This window comes from Streptomyces sp. AA4, assembly GCF_000158875.1.
GTDB lineage: Bacteria > Actinomycetota > Actinomycetes > Mycobacteriales > Pseudonocardiaceae > Amycolatopsis.
On sequence record NZ_GG657746.1, the window covers coordinates 2,036,971 to 2,055,509 of the forward strand.

17 protein-coding genes are annotated in these 18,539 nt (G+C 70.2%); 10 read left to right on the forward strand and 7 right to left on the reverse strand.

Features of this window, described 5'->3' with window-relative positions; all coding sequences use genetic code 11:
* The first annotated feature begins 51 nt into the window (after positions 1–51).
* A complete protein-coding gene (locus SSMG_RS09575; RefSeq protein WP_037713107.1) occupies positions 52–1,065 on the forward strand; it encodes a hypothetical protein in 1,014 nt (337 codons plus the stop codon).
* A 778-nt stretch (positions 1,066–1,843) separates the two neighbouring features.
* On the opposite strand, the gene lexA is transcribed toward SSMG_RS09575, so the two are convergent.
* On the reverse strand, positions 1,844–2,503 hold the full coding sequence (gene lexA / locus SSMG_RS09580; RefSeq protein ID WP_037716852.1) for a transcriptional repressor LexA: 660 nt from the start codon (positions 2,501–2,503) through the stop codon (positions 1,844–1,846).
* A gap of 1,180 nt (positions 2,504–3,683) precedes the next feature.
* Here lexA and SSMG_RS43310 point away from each other — a divergent pair.
* From SSMG_RS43310 to SSMG_RS09600, 3 genes are all read left to right on the forward strand, one after another.
* A complete protein-coding gene (locus SSMG_RS43310) occupies positions 3,684–4,325 on the forward strand; it encodes a LysM peptidoglycan-binding domain-containing protein (RefSeq protein WP_078561090.1) in 642 nt (213 codons plus the stop codon).
* Between the two features lie 307 nt (positions 4,326–4,632).
* Positions 4,633–5,124: a transcriptional regulator NrdR gene (gene nrdR, locus SSMG_RS09595; protein ID WP_009075136.1), complete on the forward strand. Its 492-nt coding sequence runs from the start codon at positions 4,633–4,635 to the stop codon at positions 5,122–5,124.
* 38 nt (positions 5,125–5,162) lie between these two features.
* A complete protein-coding gene (locus SSMG_RS09600; RefSeq protein ID WP_009075138.1) occupies positions 5,163–7,979 on the forward strand; it encodes a vitamin B12-dependent ribonucleotide reductase in 2,817 nt (938 codons plus the stop codon).
* 129 nt (positions 7,980–8,108) lie between these two features.
* On the opposite strand, the gene SSMG_RS09605 is transcribed toward SSMG_RS09600, so the two are convergent.
* Positions 8,109–8,666, reverse strand: a complete 558-nt coding sequence (locus tag SSMG_RS09605; protein WP_234392812.1) for a TetR/AcrR family transcriptional regulator — start codon at positions 8,664–8,666, stop codon at positions 8,109–8,111.
* A 188-nt stretch (positions 8,667–8,854) separates the two neighbouring features.
* Between SSMG_RS09605 and SSMG_RS09610 the strand changes: the two genes are divergently transcribed.
* Entirely contained in the window at positions 8,855–9,814 is a 960-nt protein-coding gene (locus SSMG_RS09610) for a zinc-binding alcohol dehydrogenase family protein (protein WP_037713111.1), read from the forward strand.
* Positions 9,815–9,829: 15 nt separating this feature from the next.
* Here the strand turns inward: SSMG_RS09610 and SSMG_RS09615 are convergent, their stop codons facing one another.
* Genes SSMG_RS09615 through SSMG_RS09625 form a run of 3 tightly spaced genes read right to left on the reverse strand, consistent with a single transcriptional unit; the run spans position 9,830 to position 11,296 of the window.
* The gene (locus SSMG_RS09615; protein ID WP_009075145.1) at positions 9,830–10,213 is read right to left on the reverse strand and encodes a tautomerase family protein; all 384 of its coding nucleotides are present in this window, start codon (positions 10,211–10,213) and stop codon (positions 9,830–9,832) included.
* A 7-nt stretch (positions 10,214–10,220) separates the two neighbouring features.
* The gene (locus tag SSMG_RS09620; RefSeq protein WP_037716856.1) at positions 10,221–10,733 is read right to left on the reverse strand and encodes a DUF4865 family protein; all 513 of its coding nucleotides are present in this window, start codon (positions 10,731–10,733) and stop codon (positions 10,221–10,223) included.
* 5 nt (positions 10,734–10,738) lie between these two features.
* The gene (locus SSMG_RS09625) at positions 10,739–11,296 is read right to left on the reverse strand and encodes a TetR/AcrR family transcriptional regulator (protein ID WP_037713114.1); all 558 of its coding nucleotides are present in this window, start codon (positions 11,294–11,296) and stop codon (positions 10,739–10,741) included.
* A gap of 138 nt (positions 11,297–11,434) precedes the next feature.
* Between SSMG_RS09625 and SSMG_RS09630 the strand changes: the two genes are divergently transcribed.
* The 3 genes from SSMG_RS09630 to SSMG_RS09640 all read left to right on the forward strand — a co-directional run bounded on the left by SSMG_RS09630 (position 11,435) and on the right by SSMG_RS09640 (position 13,379).
* A complete protein-coding gene (locus tag SSMG_RS09630; RefSeq protein WP_286157037.1) occupies positions 11,435–12,244 on the forward strand; it encodes a trypsin-like serine protease in 810 nt (269 codons plus the stop codon).
* 5 nt (positions 12,245–12,249) lie between these two features.
* Complete coding sequence (locus SSMG_RS09635; RefSeq protein WP_009075153.1) at positions 12,250–12,738, forward strand: hypothetical protein; 489 nt, start codon at positions 12,250–12,252, stop codon at positions 12,736–12,738.
* A 62-nt stretch (positions 12,739–12,800) separates the two neighbouring features.
* Entirely contained in the window at positions 12,801–13,379 is a 579-nt protein-coding gene (locus SSMG_RS09640; protein WP_199785853.1) for a hypothetical protein, read from the forward strand.
* Here SSMG_RS09640 and SSMG_RS09645 read toward each other — a convergent pair.
* Positions 13,376–15,385 (reverse strand): prolyl oligopeptidase family protein, encoded by a 2,010-nt coding sequence (locus SSMG_RS09645; RefSeq protein ID WP_037713119.1) that lies wholly within the window; start codon positions 15,383–15,385, stop codon positions 13,376–13,378. The genes SSMG_RS09640 and SSMG_RS09645 overlap by 4 nt on opposite strands.
* 107 nt (positions 15,386–15,492) lie before the next feature.
* Here SSMG_RS09645 and SSMG_RS09650 point away from each other — a divergent pair, with 107 nt between their 5' ends.
* Positions 15,493–16,398, forward strand: a complete 906-nt coding sequence (locus tag SSMG_RS09650) for a neutral zinc metallopeptidase (protein ID WP_009075158.1) — start codon at positions 15,493–15,495, stop codon at positions 16,396–16,398.
* Here the strand turns inward: SSMG_RS09650 and SSMG_RS09655 are convergent.
* Positions 16,391–16,969: a TIGR03086 family metal-binding protein gene (locus SSMG_RS09655; protein ID WP_009075160.1), complete on the reverse strand. Its 579-nt coding sequence runs from the start codon at positions 16,967–16,969 to the stop codon at positions 16,391–16,393. The genes SSMG_RS09650 and SSMG_RS09655 overlap by 8 nt on opposite strands.
* A gap of 81 nt (positions 16,970–17,050) precedes the next feature.
* On the opposite strand from SSMG_RS09655, the gene SSMG_RS09660 reads away from it, so the two are divergent.
* Positions 17,051–18,520, forward strand: coding sequence for a PLP-dependent aminotransferase family protein (locus SSMG_RS09660; RefSeq protein ID WP_009075161.1), 1,470 nt, complete (start codon positions 17,051–17,053; stop codon positions 18,518–18,520).
* The last annotated feature ends 19 nt before the right edge of the window (positions 18,521–18,539 follow it).

Below are 18,539 nucleotides of genomic sequence, written 5' to 3' on the forward strand. Positions count from 1 at the left end.
GTCCTTCGTAGTGCACGGTCCGAGCGGGCCGTGCACTACGGAGGTGAACTGGTGCGGGTCGTCCTGGCACTGACGGCTGTCCTGATGCTCGCGGGAGCGGTCCCGGCTGTGGCGGCTTCTGCTCCTGCCCCGGAAACCCTCTGCCAGGTGAAGGACAAGCGCCTCGACGAACTGTCCGGCCTGGTCTCCGACGGCGAGCACTGGTACGCGATCAACGACGGCGGCACGAAGGTGCAGGTCTTCGTGCTGGACCGGAAATGCCAGGTCAAGGACGTCCTGACCGATCCGACGGATCCGTACGACGTCGAGGACCTCGCCCGCGGCAAGGACGGCACCCTGTGGCTCTCGGACACCGGCGACAATCGCGCTAAACGCGAAACCGTCGCTCTGCTGGAACTGAAACCGACTGGCGGAGCGGCCGTCGTGCACCGCCTGACTTACCCGGACGGTCCGCACGACACCGAAACTCTGCTTCTCGACCAGTCCGGCACGCCGTTCCTGGTGACCAAGGATCTACTGGGCACCTCGAAGGTCTACCGGCCGTCAGGCCCTTTGGCGACCCCCGGTCCGACGAAACTGGAGCAGGTCGGCACTCTGCGCGTCCACAGCACCGACACGCCCGGCGGCCCGGTGGGCTCCTTCGGTTCGGCGCTGATCACCGGAGGCGCGACGAGCGCGGACGGAAAGGTCATCGCCCTGCGGACGTACACGGACGCATATCTGTACGCAGCCCCAGACGGCGACGTGGCGGCAGCGTTGCAACGCGAACCCGTGCGGATTCCGTTGCCGAACGAGAAGCAGGGCGAAGCCATTGCTTTCGAGCCCGACGGGACTTTGCTGTCCGCGAGCGAAGGCGTCGGAGAGCCGGTGCGGGCGATCAAGAACGCGACGGGTTTGGTCACGCCACAAGCGCCCGCGCCGAAGCCCGGTGGTGCCGCTGCGCCTCAGCCAGCCGACGAGGACTCCGGCGGGTTCCCGCTCGGTCCCGTTGCCGTGGCTGCCGTTGCCGCAGTGGTCGTTCTTGCCGCGTGGGTCCTGATGGCCAGGAAACGCCGCCGCTCCTGACCTGCCGCCTGTGCCGCGCCGTTTCGGCAGTAGCGCTTGCTCCGGACCTGCTGCCGGTGCCGCACTGTTCTGGCAGGGGTGCTTGCTCCTGGCGCGGTGCTTGTGCCGCGCTGCTCTGACGGCGGTGCTTGCTCCGGGCTTGATGCCTATGCCGCGCCGTTCCAGGAGGGATGTTCGCTCTCGACCCGGTGCCTATGCCGCTCTGGTCCGGTAAGGGCGTTCGCTCTTGGCCCGGTGCGCGCCCCGGGGGAGGTGGCCGGTGTTCGCTCTTGGCCTGGCGTCTGTGCTGCGCGTGTCGGCGGTGGTGTTCGCTCCTGGCCCGGCGTCTGTGCCGTGCCGTTCCCGCAGAGGTGCTGACTCCGGACGCGCTGACACTGCGCCGCTTCCGAAGCGGTATCGCTCCTGGCGTGCCACCGCTGACGCCGCACCGCGCCCTCGACGGAATCGCCCTGCTGCGCTGCCGGATCAGGCCTGGCGGTGCTCGTGGTGTGCTGCTGCATCGGGCGCGGGACTGCTCGCGGTGGGACGCCGGGTCGGGCGCGACGGTGCTGATGGTGCGCAGCCGCACCTGGCACGGCATCGCTCCTGGAGTGCCGTCGCTGCTGCGTGCCACCGCTCTCGAGGAGGTTCAGCCGCCGATGTGCCGTGGCTTCAGGCCTGCCTCTGTACCTGACCTCGCGCAACCATCCCCGGCTGTCGGCGAAACCCGAGCCCGGGCGGGGTTGCTCGCTCCCCTCGCCTGGGCCCTGGGGCAGGGGTGAGGGGAGCGAACCATGTCTCAGAGTCGGCGCAGCACCGCTACCACCTTGCCCAGGATCGAAGCGTCGTCACCGGGGATGGGCTCGTACGCCTCGTTGTGCGGCATCAGCCACACGTGTCCGTCCTTGCGCTTGAACGTTTTCACCGTGGCCTCGCCGTCGATCATCGCGGCGACGATGTCCCCGTTCTCCGCGGCGGGCTGCTGGCGGACGACGACCCAGTCGCCGTCGGTGATGGCGGCGTCGACCATCGAGTCGCCGGTGACGCTCAGCAGGAACAGTTCGCCCTCGCCGACGATTTCGCGCGGCAGCGGGAAAACATCCTCGACGGCCTGTTCGGCGAGCACCGGACCGCCCGCTGCGATCCGGCCGACCAGCGGCACGTACGCCGCCTTCGGGACGGACGGCTGCTGGTCCATCTCGATGCCCATCGGGTTGTCGTCCGTGGACGCGAGCACGCCCACCGCGCGCGGGCGGTTGGCGTCGCGGCGCAGATAGCCCTTGCGCTGCAGCGCGCGCAGCTGATGCGACACCGACGACGTGGACGTGAGCCCCACCGCCTCGCCGATCTCGCGCACGCTCGGCGGGTAGCCGAAGCGGCTCACCCAGGTGCGGATGACGTCGAGCACCTGCTGCTGGCGGACGGTCAGCGTCTCGTCCACGTCGTACACCTCCGGCATGGCGCTCACCTTCCCCGTGCTCTCGTGGCCGGACTCGCGCGCGGATTGTGCGGACGCCTTGCCCCGCGAGGCCGCCTTGGCCCCCTTCGCCGCGGTGCCCTTCACCGTGTCCTTCTCCAACGCTGCGTCGCCTCCAGCCGTCCCGCGGTCGCCGTGTCGGCGTCCCGCGCGTGTCCGCGTGCGCCGGTCCGGGATCCGCGTTTTCCGCGAACGCCCGTCCGGCGGCACCCGCCGGAGCCGGTCCGGCAGATGTCCTGGTCACCGACGTTAGTCACCGCGCGCGACGATTTCAAACATCTGTTCGATCGACACGCCGTGTCCTCTCGATTTTGTCGGTGCGGGGTGGTAGACCTTCGCACGGACGTTCGATAGAACGCCTGTTCGATCTGGACCGCTGCGGCGCAGGTGTACGGCCCGGACCGGACGGATCCGCAGGTCATGAGGAGGTTCCGCGATGTCGATCCTGGCAGATCGAGGGCTCGTCCGCCCGCTTCGGCCCGTCCCCGCCGTCCGCCCCGCCGAGGACGGCGCCGCGCCGGACGGAGCGGCCCCGTCCCGGAGGGAACCCGGGCCGGGCGGTCCGGCACGCCGGTCGCGGCGCGGTTCGGAGCGCCTGGAAGCCACCCGAAAGGATGGTGTTCGGGAGGGCGCCGAGGCCGGATCCGGCGCTGATCCGGGCTCGGCGGGCGGTTCCGCCGAGGTGGTGGAGCTTCGCGGCCGGACCGGTGCCCGACGCGGCGTCGGCACGGCGCGGTCCGGCAACGGTTCGCGCGGCGAGCAGGGCCGAAGCGACTCGCAGGGTTGCAGTGGCGGCGAATCCCGGCGAGGTTCGCGCGGCGAAGCCGGTCACGACGATTCGCGGCGGGCCCGGGGCGCGGGCGAGTCGCGGGGAGGTTCGCGTGGCGAGCCCGGGCGGCGGCGCGCCTGGCGAGCGGCGGCAGAGGCGGGGCTCGCCGGTGGCGAGCTGCCCGCTTCCGAACCGTCGCTGCCGGACGGTGCGTTCGGACGCGTTGACGGGCACGTCGGCGCGCGGGCGGCGGGGGAGTTCACGGCTTCCGTCGAATCGTTGCCGGTCGGGCGGGGCGCGCGGTCGACGGGCGAGATTGCGGCGCGGGTCGGCACGCGGTCGGAGAGGGAATCCGCGGCTTTCGCGCTCTCTGGTGAGCGAGGCGCACGGGGAATGACAGGCGAGCTTTCCGCGCTGCGGTCCGCCGCCGCCGTTCGGTCCGTCGAGCGGGCTGGGTTCCAGACGTCGGTCGAGCGAGCCGGATTCCAGACCTCGGCCCCCTCGGCGGTCGAGACCGAAGCCCCGGTCCGCGAGTCCCGAAAACCTCGCAGCCGCACCGCCGTCCGGCACATTCCCGCCGCGTTCCCGGCCAATCCCGGCCGCACCGCGCGGGAGCGCCGCGGCGAGCCGTTGCGGCCGCCGTCTCGGGAGCGGGTCCTCGCCGGGCAGCGCGGCGGCGTCGCGTGCAAGTCCGCGGCCCGGCCGTCGGTGCGGTGGCCGTGGTTGTTCGCGATCGCTTTCGTCGCCTGCCTCATCGTCACCGGGCTCGGCGTGTTCGGTTCCGGAGTGTCCAGCGGTCCGGTGCCGTCGCGGACCGCGTCCGTTTCCGTGCAGCCCGGCGATTCGCTCGGGGCTCTCGCCGCCCGGTTCGCGCCGAACGCCGACCAGAGCGCGGTCGTCGAACGCATCAAGGAGCTCAACAACCTCGACGACACCGCCCTGCTGCCCGGCATGCCGCTCACCGTGCCGGTCGCCTGGTCCGGCTCGGGTTCAGGCGAAGGGTCGGGCGGGGAAACGGGCGCCGCCGGGTCATGACTGTCGGAGATCACCCGGTCGCCTCTTGCGCAACCGGTCTTTCACCCTCTCGGGTTTCTTGCGCCCGCCCCGGAGGCGATCTAAGGTCTACCCCTATATCTAGTAGTTACACCGCTGTAGTTGGTCCACAGGTAGGGGTAGACTGGCGGCAGTTGTCCACAGCCGGCCGGCAGTTGCCCACCGGATGTCCACAAGTCGATCACCAGGCGCGGGGTCGCGCGCGGTGACCGCGGTCCAGGCCGTAGCGTGGCGGCAGGGGCCGGTTGGGACAGGAATCGACCGGCGCGGAGGGGAAGGTGATCGGCGGATGAGGTGCCCGTTCTGCCGGCATGCGGACTCTCGGGTCGTCGACTCCCGAGAGGTGGACGAGGGACAGGCGATCCGGCGGCGGCGTTCGTGCGCCGAGTGCGGACGGCGTTTCACCACGTCGGAGACGATGGTGCTGGCCGTGGTCAAACGGTCCGGTGCCACCGAGCAGTTCAGCCGGGACAAGGTGGTCAACGGCGTGCGGAGGGCCTGCCAGGGCCGTCCGGTCGACGACGACGCGCTGCAGAAGCTCGCGCAGCGCGTGGAGGAGTCGATCCGGTCCGCCGGGCTGGCCGAGATCCCCAGCCACGAGGTCGGCCTCGCCATCCTCGGCCCGCTGCGCGAACTGGACGGCGTCGCGTATCTCCGGTTCGCCAGCGTCTACCGCTCCTTCTCCTCGGTCGAGGACTTCGAGAAGGAGATCTCGGACCTGCGGAAAGCCATGGCGGGAACTGCGGAGGACCAGGAAAGCGAGCGCGCCGGGGACGACTGAGCCGTCACCGGGTCGCGGGGAGCGAGGGACAGGACCGCATGACCGAAACCGTGGGAACCGGCGCCGCGGCCGGACAGAACAAGAAGCCGAACAAGGGCCTCACCGTCCGGCGGGTCTTCACCACCGAGGGGACCCACCCCTACGACGAGGTCGCGTGGGAGACCCGCGACGTCGTCATGACGAACTGGCGCGACGGCAGCGTCAACTTCGAGCAGCGCGGGGTCGAATTCCCCGAGTTCTGGTCGGTCAACGCGACCAACATCGTCACCAGCAAGTACTTCCGCGGCGCGGTCGGCAGCCCGCAGCGCGAGAGCAGCCTCAAGCAGCTGATCGACCGCGTGGTGCGCACCTACGTCAAGGCCGCCGCCGAGCACGACTACTTCGCCGGTCCGTCCGACCTCGAGATCTTCGAGCACGAGCTCACCTGGATGCTGCTGCACCAGGTCTTCAGCTTCAACTCGCCGGTGTGGTTCAACGTCGGCACGTCGTCGAAGCAGCAGGTGTCCGCCTGCTTCATCCTCGCCGTCGACGACACGATGGAGTCGATCCTCAACTGGTACCGCGAGGAAGGCCTGATCTTCAAGGGCGGTTCCGGCGCGGGCCTCAACCTGTCGCGCATCCGGTCCTCGAAGGAACTGCTCACCTCCGGCGGCACCGCGTCCGGCCCGGTCTCGTTCATGCGCGGCGCCGACGCGTCCGCGGGCACCATCAAGTCCGGCGGCGCCACCCGGCGCGCGGCGAAGATGGTCGTGCTCGACGTCGACCACCCGGACATCGAGGAGTTCATCCAGACCAAGGCGCGCGAAGAGGAGAAGATCAAGGTCCTCCGCGACGCCGGGTTCGACATGGACCTCTCCGGCTCCGACATTTCCTCGGTGCAGTACCAGAACGCGAACAACTCGGTCCGCGTGTCCGACGAGTTCATGCACGCCGTCGAGAACGGCACGGACTTCGGCCTGCGCGCCCGGCTCACCGGCGAGGTCATCGACCGCACCGACGCGAAGAAGCTGTTCCGCAGCATGGCGCAGGCGGCGTGGGAATGCGCCGACCCGGGCGTCCAGTACGACAGCACGATCAACGACTGGCACACCTGCCCCGAATCGGGCCGGATCACCGCGTCGAACCCGTGCAGCGAGTACATGCACCTCGACAACTCAAGCTGCAACCTCGCGTCGCTCAACCTGCTGAAGTTCGTCTCGGACGACGGCACGTTCGACGCGCCGCTGTTCGCGAAGGCCGTCGAGTTCGTCATCACCGCGATGGACATCTCGATCTGCTTCGCCGACTTCCCGACCGAGCCGATCGCCGACACCACGCGCAAGTTCCGCCAGCTCGGCATCGGCTACGCCAACCTCGGCGCGCTGCTGATGGCGCTGGGCCACGCGTACGACTCCGAGGGCGGCCGCGCGCTCGCCGCCGCGATCACGTCCCTGATGACCGGCGTGTCCTACCGGCGTTCGGCCGAGCTGGCCGGCGTCGTCGGACCGTACGAGGGCTACGCCCGCAACGCCGAGGCGCACCAGCGCGTCATGCGCAAGCACGCCGCGGCCAACGAACTCGTCCGCACCTACCACAGCAACGACGCCGCGGTCCGCGCGCTCGCGTCGGAGGAGTGGCAGAAGGGCATCGAACTGGGCACGCGCAACGGCTGGCGCAACGCGCAGGCCTCGGTGCTCGCGCCCACCGGCACCATCGGCTTCATGATGGACTGCGACACCACGGGCATCGAGCCGGACTTCTCGCTGGTGAAGTTCAAGAAGCTCGTCGGCGGCGGGTCGATGCAGATCGTGAACCAGACCGTGCCGCGCGCGCTGAAGGTGCTGGGCTACCAGGCCGAGCAGGTCGAGGCGATCGTCGAGTACGTCGCGCAGCACGGCCACGTGGTCGACGCGCCGGGCCTGCGCCCCGAGCACTACGAGGTGTTCGACTGCGCGGTCGGCGACCGGTCCATCGCGCCGATGGGCCACGTGCGGATGATGGCCGCGGTCCAGCCGTTCATTTCGGGCGCGATCTCGAAGACGGTCAACATGCCGGAGTCGGCGACCGTCGAGGACGTCGAGGAGATTTACTTCCAAGGCTGGAAACTCGGCCTCAAGGCGCTCGCGATCTACCGCGACAACTGCAAGGTCGGCCAGCCGCTGTCCACGGCGAAGAAGAAGGAAGCCGTCGCGGAGGCCGAGCCGGAGAAGGTCGTCGAATACCGTCCGGTGCGCCGCCGCCTGCCGAAGAAGCGCCCGAGCCAGACGGTGTCGTTCACCGTCGGCGGCGCCGAGGGCTACCTGCACGCGGGCTCGTACCCGGACGACGGCCTCGGCGAGATCTTCGTGAAGCTCGGCAAGCAGGGCTCCACGCTGTCCGGCGTGATGGACGCGTTCTCGATGTCCATCTCGGTTGGTCTGCAGCACGGCATCCCGCTCGAGTTCTACGTTTCGAAGTTCTCGAACCTGCGCTTCGAGCCGGCGGGCATGACCGACGACCCGGACATCCGGATCGCGACGAGCGTCATGGACTACCTGTTCCGCCGCTTGGCGCTTGATTACCTGCCGTACGAGAAGCGGGCCCAGCTGGGCATTTTCACCGCGGACGAGCGCTCGGCCGAGGTCGAGGCGAACTACGGCGGCCAGAACCTCGACCTCGACGCGTTGCGCGGCAGCGTGGACGCTTCGCCCGCCCGCGCCGAAGAGTCCACAACGGACACTCCGGCGCGCGACGCGCACAGCACGGCCGAACTGATGGAACTCCACCTCGGCAAGGCCGCGGACGCCCCGCTCTGCATGACCTGCGGAACGAAGATGCGGCCCGCGGGATCGTGCTACGCCTGCGAGGGCTGCGGGGCTACTTCCGGCTGCAGCTGACCGGACGGTGAAATGAGGGGGCGTGGCGCATGCCGCGCCCCCTCTTTCCGTTGAGGGCTCGGCAAACGGGAGGCGCAGGTCCGGGAGGTCCGCCACGACGGGAGACGTCCTCCAGCGCGACCCGGTGCCTTACGTGTCGCCGCGACGCAGGCCGAGCAGCGGCAGCCACACCTTGTCCACGATCTCGACGATCGACGCGTCCGGCACCCCGCCCATGGCCATCAGCATGTCGTGGCGCACCAGGTCGAAGGGCAGGTTCACCACGCGTTCGGGCCGGGGCTCCGCCGTCAGTTCGCCGCGCTCGACGGCACGGGCGACGAGCGTCACGAAGGGCGGAGGCTGGTCCGCGAGGCGAAGACGGCCGCGCAGGTCGCTGAAACTGGTGCCGGTCTCGCGGAAGTAGTCCGCCAGCTGAAGGTGCAGGAGGACCACCGTGCGGGCCCGCTCGGCGTTGACCGCGCGCAGGAGGGCGAGGGCGTCCTCGCGCAGGGTGCCGGTGTCGGGGAGGTCGAGCGGACGCCAGTGCCGGGCGAGTGTGGCGACGAGGAGGTCCTCGCGCCGCGGCCAGCGCCGGTAGAGCACCGGCTTGCTGGTCCCGGCGCGCGCCGCGACGGCCTCGTAGGTGAAACCGTGATAGCCCTGCTCGACCAGCACCTCCCAGGCAGCGTCGATGAGCGCGTTTTCCAAGGCGACACCCCTGCGTCGGGTCGGAGTGCCCTCCGTGCGCCGTTGCTCGCTCACCACTGCCCTCCGGACGTTCGCGTTCAGCCAGACGGTTAGACCCGCTTGCGTATCTTAACCCGCGGTCGTACGCTCGGAACCGTAAGATACGGAGCCGTTTCTAAACGGTGCTCGACCGCGTAAAGGGAACCAGCATGTCCATGATCAACGCCGCGCTCGTGGAGTCCTTCGACGAACCTCCGCACTACCGCTCCGTCCCCGCTCCCGAGGCTGCCTCCGGCCAGGAGGTGGTGGACGTCCTCGCCGTCGGCGTGCACCCGGCCACTCGCGGCATCGCCGCCGGCAAGCACTACACGAGCCCCAAGACCCTGCCCGCGCTGGCGGGTGCGGACGCGGTCGTCCGCCGGGCGGACGGCAGCCTCGGCTACGTCATGACCATGGGCGCCGGCAGCCTGGCCGAGCGCATCGTGGTCGATCCGGCCGCGCTCATCCCGGTCCCGGAAGGTGCCGATCCCGCGGTCCTGGCAGCCACCATGAACCCCGCCTTGTCGTCGTGGACCGCGCTGCGCACCCGCGTGCCGTTCGAGGCCGGGCAGTCGGTTCTGGTGCACGGCGCGACCGGCAACGCGGGTTCGACGGCCGTCAAGGTCGCCAAACACCTCGGCGCGGGACGGGTGATCGCCGCCGGACGCGACCGCGCCCGCCTCGACGAGTTGGCGGCAGACGGCGCGGACGCGGTTGTCCAGCTCGTTCCCAACGAGGACGCCACCGCGGCCGCGTTCGCCGAGGCCGCCGCGGAGGTCGACGTGGTCCTGGACTACGTGTGGGGGCCGCCGACCGAACTCGCCATGCGCGCCGTCCTCGGAGCGCGTACTCAGCACACTCGCTTGCTCGACTGGGTGCAGATCGGCGGCATGGGCGGCGACTCGATCACGTTGTCCGGGCACGAGATGCGCTCCAACGCGTTCCGGGTCCTCGGCAGTGGTTTCGGCGCAGTGGAACCGGAGGTCATGCAGCGGGAGTTCACCGAGCTGGTCGCCGCGATCGCCGCGGGCGGCATGGCCGTGCGTCCGCGTCCGTTCCCGCTCGACCAGGTCGAGGCGGCGTGGGCGAACCAGGACGCACCCGGCGAGCGCACCGTCATTCTCTTGTGACGCAACAGGGAGGCGTCAGCGCAGCATCTGCGCGACGCCGTCGCCGAACGACCAGTCCACCTCGTGGTTTTCGGTCAAGCTGAAGAAGACGTTCCGCGGTTCGATCCCGGTCGACTCGGCGATGAGTTCGGTCGCTCGCCGGTACAGCGCCGTTTTCTGCTCGTCGGTGCGGCCGGCGCGCATCGTGATGGCGATGTACACGATGTCGTCGTCGCGCTGGACGCCGAAATAGCTCGGGTCGTACCGCAAGCGGCCGGGCGCGTGGCTGTTCATGATCTGGAACCGGTCGTCGACCGGGACGTCGATGGTTTCGGTCATGGCCTGGTGCACGGCTTCGCCGATGGCGGGCAGGCGGTCGGCGTTGGGTTCGGACAGCACGTCGATGCGGACGAGCGGCATGGGGACCTCAGCTCAACTGGTCGATGTTCGGACGGGACAGGTGAAGCACGCGGTACTGGACGTCGGCGTCCTCGGTCGGGGCGGCGGTCCAGAGGGTGAAGCGCACGGATTCCCAGCTCCGCGGGTCGATGACCAGCGCGGTGGTGTGCACAGCCGGGTTTCGGGCCAGTTGCTCGAGTTCGCGGTCGAAGTCTTCCGGAAACTGCCCTACGCGTTTGGTCGCGAACTTCGGCGTGCTCGCTCGTGCGGGACCGGCCAGGCAGCGCGCACCGGTCCAATGCCGCACGGGCGGTCGGCCGAAATCCTGGACTATTCCTTCGAATCCGCCGCCGCCCCAAAGGAATCGGCTCATTCCGGCGGTGTCGGCCCAGAGATAGAACGGGGCGTACTGGTTGTCGCGCACCAGATATGCCTTGAGCCCCAGTCCGGGGAACTCGTCGGTGCGGTGGCCCCGGGTCGCGACCCGGTGTTCGATGTCGTATCCGGCGGGCAGGTCGATCTCGTACTGCATGGCGTACACCGCCGTCACCGCCGTTCGAGAAGCGCGAGTGCGCCGCGGATCGCCTGGTCGAACGGCTCGGCCGTCCCGGACGACCGGGCGAGGACGTATCCACCCTGCAGCACCGCGACGAGCGTGGTCGCGGTCGTCGCGGGTTCGAGGTCGGCCGGGAGTTCGCCGTTCGCGATGCCCTCGGCGAGCACTTCGGCGAGACGGCCGCGCAGCCAGTCGAACGTTTCCTCCAGTGGCGCGCGCAATTCCGGGTTCGCGACGATCTCGGGATCCAACGCCAACCGTCCGACCGGGCAGCCGCGCAGGACGTCCCGCTCGCGCAGCAGGTAGGCGGAAACACGCTCGACTGCCGTTGTGCCCTGGACGAATGCGGCTTCGGCGGAGGCGCGCAGATCGGCGGCGTTCTGCCGGATCGCGGCGAGCGCCAGGTCGGCCTTCCCGGCGAAGTGGTGGTACATGCTGCCCTGCCCGGCCCCGGCGCGCTGCTGGATCGCCTTTGGGCTGGTGCCGACGTACCCCCGCTCCCACAGCAGGTCCTGAGTGCTCGCGACGAGCTGGTCTCTCGTGGACATGACCTCACCGTACATACTAGTAGGTACAGAGACAAGACCGGGGGCAGGCCCTACCTCGGGGAGACCGGCTGACCGGATGGTCCGGATGATCTTGACCCGGCAGGCTTTCCGGGAGCCGAACGAAAGGATTTCTCCGTGATCAAGTCTGCTGGCCGCCGGGTGGTCGCCGTGACGTTGGCGTGCGCCGCCCTGTTCTCGACCGGCACTGCCGAAGCGATCGTGAAGGGCGGCGATTCGACGCAGCGCTACCCGTTCATGACCTCCATTCCGGAGCGGGTCAACCAGACCGGCGACCGCGGGGTGTGCGGCGGCTCGCTGATCGACCCGCAGTGGGTGGTGACGGCGGGGCACTGCGTGGACTCGGCTCTCGTGACGCCGGACGGGACCGTCCGGATCGGCAGCGAGCACCGGAATTCCGGCGGAACCGTGCGGCGGATCGCGCAGGTGGTCACGCATCCGGGCTACGCGCTGCAGAGCGAGAGCGTTCCCTTCAACCGCAACGACGTCGCGTTGCTCAAACTGGACCGTCCGGTCGCCGAGAAGCCGATCCGGCTGGCTTCCCGCCCGGGCGAGCCGGGCACGCCGACGCGCTTGCTGGGGTTCGGCACGACGGTCGACACGTACGACTTCACGAAGGCGCGGTTCCCGGAACGATTGCAGGAGCTGGACGTGCGGCGCGGTGCGGAATCCGAATGCGGCCCGGGATATGCGGGCCGGACGCGGTTGTGCACGGTGAGCCCTCGGCGCGAAGCGATGGCGTGCATCGGCGATTCCGGCGGACCGCAGATCCGGCGTGGACCCGGCTGGCAGTGGGAGCTGATCGGGGTCACGTCGGGACCCGGCGCCGCACGGGCGGCGTGTGCGGGCGGGCCGGGGCTGTACAGCAGCGTGCCCGCGTACGCCGACTGGATCCGGGCGACGATCCGGTCGAACCGGGGAGGAAACTAGCCGCCGTGACTCTCGTGTCGGCGGGCTACCGTGCCGTGCAGCGAACCAGCGAATTCGTGTCGATCAGCGAATGCGTCGCGGAAGTGCACGACGATTGGTTCCGCGACGTCGTGCTCGCCCGCCACACCGGGCTGGAAGTTCTCGAGGTGGGCCTCTCGCCGGAGGAGGCCGAGCCGATCGTCCGCGAAATCCTCGCGGAAGGCTGGGACCGGGAGACCAGCGTGGTGGTGAACCGCATCGAGCGAGGCGCGAGCGCCTCCGGCGAGTTGCTGGGGTTCGAACTGGTCGGCTACGACGGCGGACTTTGGCACACCTGGCGCTGCCTCGGCGGTCTGGTCGACGACGTCCGCGCGGCCACCGGCATCGTGCCCGGCCGGCACGGGCTGATCGAGGACGAGGACGCTGCCCATCAGGCCGCGCGATGGCTCACCGAATCCGGCCTTGGCGACCCGAAAGTGTTCCACTGGGCCGCCGCCGGACTGTTTCTCCCTTAGCTCCACCGAATCTCCACATCCTCCCCGCGCCGCGGGCACATCCGCGCGGCAGCATGACCGCCGTGGACTGGAGTGCGGTGTTCGAGGCGGAGGCGCGGCGGCGGAAGGTCCGGCCGCAGCCGGCGTGGGGGAGCGGGCTGCGGCTGGATCCGGTGGTGGCGCGCAGCGTCCGGCGGTTCCGGAATCCGCCGGACGAGGCGACCGCGGAGGACCAGCGGCTCGTCGCCCGGTTGCTGGAAACCGCCGGTCCGCCGGGGAAAAGCGACGTGATGAGCCAGCTGATCTCCGACGTGCTCGCGCTCGGCTATTACCGCGCGTTGCGGGACGGCACGCGCGACCCGGTCACCACGGACGTGGCCGCGCGCGTGTTCGCGGGGTTGGAACGGCGGCTCGGCTTTCACGTGGACCGGTTGCGGCGGCAGCGAATCGTCGCGAGCCTGAGGTGGCGAGCCAGGGCGATCCTCGAAACCGGCGGCGTATTGGTCGGCCACGGACGCGCATTGCGGCGGCTAGGCACGCCGTGGCTCGCGTTCGTCACCGACGCCTGGGCCCGGTTCGAGCGCGCGCTCGCGGAGGTCCGCAAAGGACCGGCGATCCGCCCGGGGCCGCGCGTGCGGGCGCGGCCCCGGGACCTGGTCTAGGAAAGCTTCGACCAGAGGAATTCGTACGCGACGGCCGAACGGAACGCGAGCTGTTCGTTGTCCGCCGCCGCTCCGTGGCCGCCTTCGATGTTCTCGAAGTACTCCACGTCGTGGCCCTGTTCCCGCATCCGCGCGACCATCTTGCGCGCGTGCCCGGGATGCACGCGGTCGTCGCGGGTGGAGGTGACGACCAGGATCGGCGGATAGTCGCCGTCCGCCGAAACCTTCTCGTACGGCGAGTACTTCGAGATGTACTCCCACTCTTCCGGAACGTCCGGGTCACCCCATTCGGCCATCCACGACGCCCCGGCCGGCAACAGGTGGTAGCGCTTCATGTCGAGCAACGGCACCTGGCACACGATCGCGCCGAACAGCTCCGGGTAGCTGGTGAGCATGACGCCCATCAGCAGCCCGCCGTTGCTGCCGCCCTGGATGCCGAGCCGTTCCTTCGTCGTGATGCCCCGCGCGACGAGATCGCGCGCGACCGCGGCGAAGTCCTGGTACGCCTTGTACCGGTTCTCTTTCACCGCCTGCATATGCCATTCCGGGCCGTACTCGCCGCCGCCGCGGATGTTCGCGACCACGTACGTGCCGCCGCGCGACAGCCAGGCCCGGCCGATGACCCCGCCGTACGAAGGGGTCAGCGAAACCTCGAAACCGCCGTAGCCGTACAGCAGCGTGGGCCCGTTTTCCGCGCCGGGCGGGCGGACCACGAAGTACGGGATCTTCGTGCCGTCGTCCGACGTCGCGAAGTACTGGCTGACTTCGATCCCGGTCGCGTCGAAGAACTCCGGAGCCTGCTTCAGCACCTCGACGTCGCCGCCGACGACGCCGCGGGTGAGCGTGGACGGCTGGACGTAGCTGGAGGAGTCCACGAGGTACTCGTCGTCGACGTCCGGTTCGGTGTCGACGATCTGCGCGCTGCCGAATTCCGGCGCACCGCCCAGTTCCGCCTCGGCCCAGCCGTCCGGACCCGGCGTCAGCACGCGCAGCTCGGACTTGACGTCGTGCAGCGTCGCGAGCAGGAGGTGGTTGCGGGTCCACGTGTAGTAGTCCAGCGAGGTGTGCGCGTCCGGGGTGAACAGCGCGGTGAAGTCGCGCTCGCCCGCCTTGAACGCGTCGTAGTCGATCGCGAGCAGCGTGCCCGCGGGGTGCTCGACGCCGCCGACGGACCACGCGCTGCGCGGGTGCACGAGCAGCCATTCGCGGTGCGTGGACACCTCGACGTCCTCGGGCAGGTCCAGTTTGGTCAGTCCGGACGGCGTCCGCTCGAAGTGCTCGGTGCGGTAGAAGTCGATCGCCCGGCGCACGAAATCGCGTTCGAAGCCCTCGGTCGGGTCGTGGTACGCCATCATCGCGACGTCGTCCGGTTTGCCCTCGGCGACCAGCGTCGCTTCCTCGATCGGGGTGCCGCGCCGCCATTCCTTCACCAGCCGCGGATAGCCGGACGTGGTGAGCGAGCCCGGGCCGAAGTCCGTTCCGATGTACACCCGGTCGGCGTCGATCCACCCGATCCGGTGCTTCGCCTCCGGCAGGGTGTAACCGCCCTCCACGAACTCGTGCGCGTCGAGGTCGAACTCGCGCACGACGGTCGCGTCCGCGCCGCCGCGCGACAGCTGGACCAGGCCGAGCCGGTGCCCGGGACGCAGCACCGCGGCGCCCTTCCAAACCCAGTTCTCGTCCTCGGCCGCGGCCAGCGCGTCGACGTCGAGCAGGATTTCCCAGTCCGGTTCGGCGGTGCGGTACTGCTCCAGCGTGGTGCGCCGCCACAGCCCGCGCGGGTGGTCGGCGTCCTGCCAGAAGTTGTAGTAGTGCGTTCCCCGGCGCACGACGTACGGGATCCGCCCGCCCGCGTCGAGCACCTCGCGGATCGAGTCCCGCAGCTGCCCGAACCTCTCGCTCGCGGTGAGCGCGTCCAGCGTCTCCGCGTTGCGCGAACGGACCCATTCGAGCGCCTCGTCGCCCGTCACGTCTTCCAGCCACAGGTACGGATCTTCGACAGTCATGCCGTCCAGTCTCGCTGTCCGTCGCGGATCAGGCCAGGAGCCCGGCGTTCCCGTTTCGTGATCCAGGCCGGCGCGCGGCCTCCGTATGCTGGCCGGGAGGGGGAGGAATGACGTATCACGCCGGAGGCCCGTGGCCTCCGCCCGCGCCGCAGCCACCGCCGCCGCGCCGGAAACCGGGCAAAGCGCTGGGCGCGGTCGCCGCGGCGGCCATTGTCGCGGTCACGCTCGCGCTGATGGCCGCGGTGCCGCACGAGCTGTCCGGGCACGCGATCGCGGCCCCGGACGCCGACGCGATGCCGGATCGCCAGGACGCGAAACCAGTGCGCAAGCTGAGCGGCAATCCGCTGCTGGCCGACGGGGTCGCGCTCGGTCGCGTGGCGTGCGACCTGCCGGACCTGAGCCGCGACGCGGAGCAGCTCAAGACCTTCTACACGGCGCTCGTGGGCTGTTTGAAGCAGGCGTGGCAGCCCGCGCTGGACAAGGCGGACGAGCCGAACCTGCCGGTCAAGGTGTCGGTCACGCTGCCGAAGACCAGCGCGTGCGGCAACGCGCCGTCCAAGAACGAAGCGGTCGCGTACTACTGCGGCGGCGACGCCACCATCTACGCGCCTACCGAGTGGATGCTGTCGGACGCCGGGCTGAGCCGGGCGCGGCACCTGGCGACGCTTGCGCACGAGTACGGCCATCACGTCCAGCGCGAGAGCGGCATCCTCGACGCGGCGAGCACGGAGATGGGTTCGCCGGAGCCGAGCAGCGACGCGGACAAGGCGGTCGTACGCCGGATCGAACTGCAGGCGAACTGCTTCGGCGCGCTGTTCCTCAACGCCGCGGCGGACCGCGGTTCGATCAGCCGGGCCACCGCGAACGCCGCCGTCGCCGACTACGGCCGCGCCGACGACAGCGGCGACCACGGCACCCGCGCGAACCAGCTGGCCTGGGCGAAGGCCGGGTACACCGGAGCCGGCCCGGCCGCCTGCGACACCTGGTCGGCCCCGGCGGACAAGGTCAGCTGACGCGCCACTGCGGGTCGCGGCCCAGCAGGCCGAGGAACTGGTCCAGTTCGCTTTCGTCGGTGCTGACGGGCACCACCGGCGCGAAGGTCCCGCGCTCGACGCGTTCCTCCGGATCGGTCGGGATCATGAGGGCGAACTGCAGCGCGGCGTGCACTGCTTCGGGCACCGGGTCGTAGGCGACGTCGAGGGTCTTGGCGATATCCCAGCCGTGCGCGACGGTGTCGACGAGGTGCATCGCGATCGCGACTGTGCCCGGGAAGGTGCCGAAGGTGTTGATGGCGATCTGGCGTTCCGCGACGTCGGCTTCGCCGTACGCGGCGAGGTAGTCGGTCACCGAAGCTGCGTACGCGGCGTACGGGTCTTCGCCGAGCTGACCGCTGTCCCAGTCCTTCGCGGAGCCGTTGCGCGCGGCTTCGGCGAAGGCGTGGTTTTCGCTGACTTGGTGGCGGAGCAGGTCGGCGAGCGTCCAGCCAGCGCACGGCGTGGGCCGGTCGAGATCCGCCGGGGTGAGCTTCGAGACGATCGGGTCGAGGACGAGCAGGGACTGCCGGTCGAGGTCGAACGTGGTCATGGGCTCACGCTAACCGGCGGATCGGTCCAGGAAGAGAGCCAAAGCGGAGCCAACTGCGGTGGACCAATCTAGGCTGGACGCGTGGACCTGCACCTCGACCTGTCCGGCACCCGCGGCCATCGTGACGAGATCTACCGCCAGATCCGCGAAGCGGTGCTCGACGGGCGGCTGCGCGACGGCGACGTGCTGCCGCCGACCCGGGAACTGGCGCACCGGCTGGCCGTTTCGCGCACCACCGTCACCGCGGCGTACGAACGCCTCACCGCGGAAGGATTCCTCACCGGACGGGTCGGAGCGGGTACCTACGTGCGGGCCGGCGCCGCGCCCCGGCCCGCCGAACCGGCGGGGCCCGCGGAGGGCGTCCAGCCGCGTCCAGAGTGGACAGACGTGCCCGCGCCGCCGAAAGCGTTCACCACCGCGCCGGAGTTCGATTTCCGTGCCGGGGTGCCGGATGTGCGGCTGTTTCCGTTCGACACCTGGCGACGGCTGACGACCCAGGCGTTGCGCAGTTCCCGCGCGGAGCTGATGACGTACGGCGAACCGCAAGGCGATCCCCGGCTGCGGACCGAACTCGCGCGGCACCTCGCGGTGTCCCGGAACGTTCGCGTGCACCCGGACCACCTCGTGATCACTTCGGGCGCGCAGCAGACGATCGACCTCGTCGCGCGAGTCCTGTTGCGGCCCGGCGACCTGGCCGCGGTCGAGGATCCCGGCTACCCGCCGCCGCGGTTGCTCCTGGGCACGCTCGGGGTGCGCGTCGCGCCGGTCCCGGTGGACGACGAGGGCCTCGTGGTCGACGCGATTCCGCCCGGCACGCGGCTGGTGCACGTGACGCCGTCGCACCAGTACCCGCTCGGGGTCGCGATGTCGCCGTCTCGCCGGCGAGCGCTGCTGGACTGGGCCGAGGACAACGGAGCGGTCGTGGTCGAGGACGACTACGACACCGAGTTCCGCTACTCCGGGCGACCGCTGGAACCGTTGCACAGCTTGGATTCCCACGGCCGGGTGGTCTACGTCGGCTCGTTCTCGAAGGTCCTGTCGCCCGCGCTGCGACTGGGTTTCCTCGCCGCGCCGCCCGCTCTCGCCGAGGCGATCGTGAAGGCGAAATACCTCGCCGACTGGCATTCCCCGGGCATCGAGCAAGCGGTGGTCGCGGCGTTCCTCGCCGAAGGCGGGTTCGCCCGGCACGTCCGCCGGATGCGCGGTATCTACCGCGCCCGGCACGACCTCCTCGTCGTCCGCCTCCGGGCCGAATTCGGCGACGTGCTGGAACCGGTTCCCGCGTCGGCGGGGCTGCACCTGAGCGCGTCGGCGGACCGGGATCTGCGCGGCTTCGCGCGGAAGGCGTCCGAGGCGGGCGTCCGGCTGTTCTCGCTCGGCGATTTCTCCGTGTCGGCACGGCGGCACGGGCTGCTGTTCGGCTACGGCGCGATCGCGGCGGAGGAGATCGGGCCCGGCCTCGCCCGGTTGCGCCGGGTGTTCGACGGAGGAACGCGTTACCACGAACGGACGCGTCCCGCTGGACTTTCGCAGTCGGCGGCGGGGCCCTAACCTGGGGTGACCCGACTCA

Coding starts and splice junctions, on each gene's coding strand:
- SSMG_RS09615 (WP_009075145.1), bottom strand. CDS start 10,213: ATGCCGCTCGTCCGCATCGACGTGCTGTCCGAACCCAACGCCGACCGC.
- SSMG_RS09600 (WP_009075138.1), top strand. CDS start 5,163: ATGACCGAAACCGTGGGAACCGGCGCCGCGGCCGGACAGAACAAGAAG.
- SSMG_RS09625 (WP_037713114.1), bottom strand. CDS start 11,296: ATGTCCACGAGAGACCAGCTCGTCGCGAGCACTCAGGACCTGCTGTGG.
- SSMG_RS43310 (WP_078561090.1), top strand. CDS start 3,684: ATGACAGGCGAGCTTTCCGCGCTGCGGTCCGCCGCCGCCGTTCGGTCC.
- SSMG_RS09650 (WP_009075158.1), top strand. CDS start 15,493: ATGACGTATCACGCCGGAGGCCCGTGGCCTCCGCCCGCGCCGCAGCCA.
- SSMG_RS09610 (WP_037713111.1), top strand. CDS start 8,855: ATGTCCATGATCAACGCCGCGCTCGTGGAGTCCTTCGACGAACCTCCG.
- lexA (WP_037716852.1), bottom strand. CDS start 2,503: ATGCCGGAGGTGTACGACGTGGACGAGACGCTGACCGTCCGCCAGCAG.
- nrdR (WP_009075136.1), top strand. CDS start 4,633: ATGAGGTGCCCGTTCTGCCGGCATGCGGACTCTCGGGTCGTCGACTCC.
- SSMG_RS09645 (WP_037713119.1), bottom strand. CDS start 15,385: ATGACTGTCGAAGATCCGTACCTGTGGCTGGAAGACGTGACGGGCGAC.
- SSMG_RS09655 (WP_009075160.1), bottom strand. CDS start 16,969: ATGACCACGTTCGACCTCGACCGGCAGTCCCTGCTCGTCCTCGACCCG.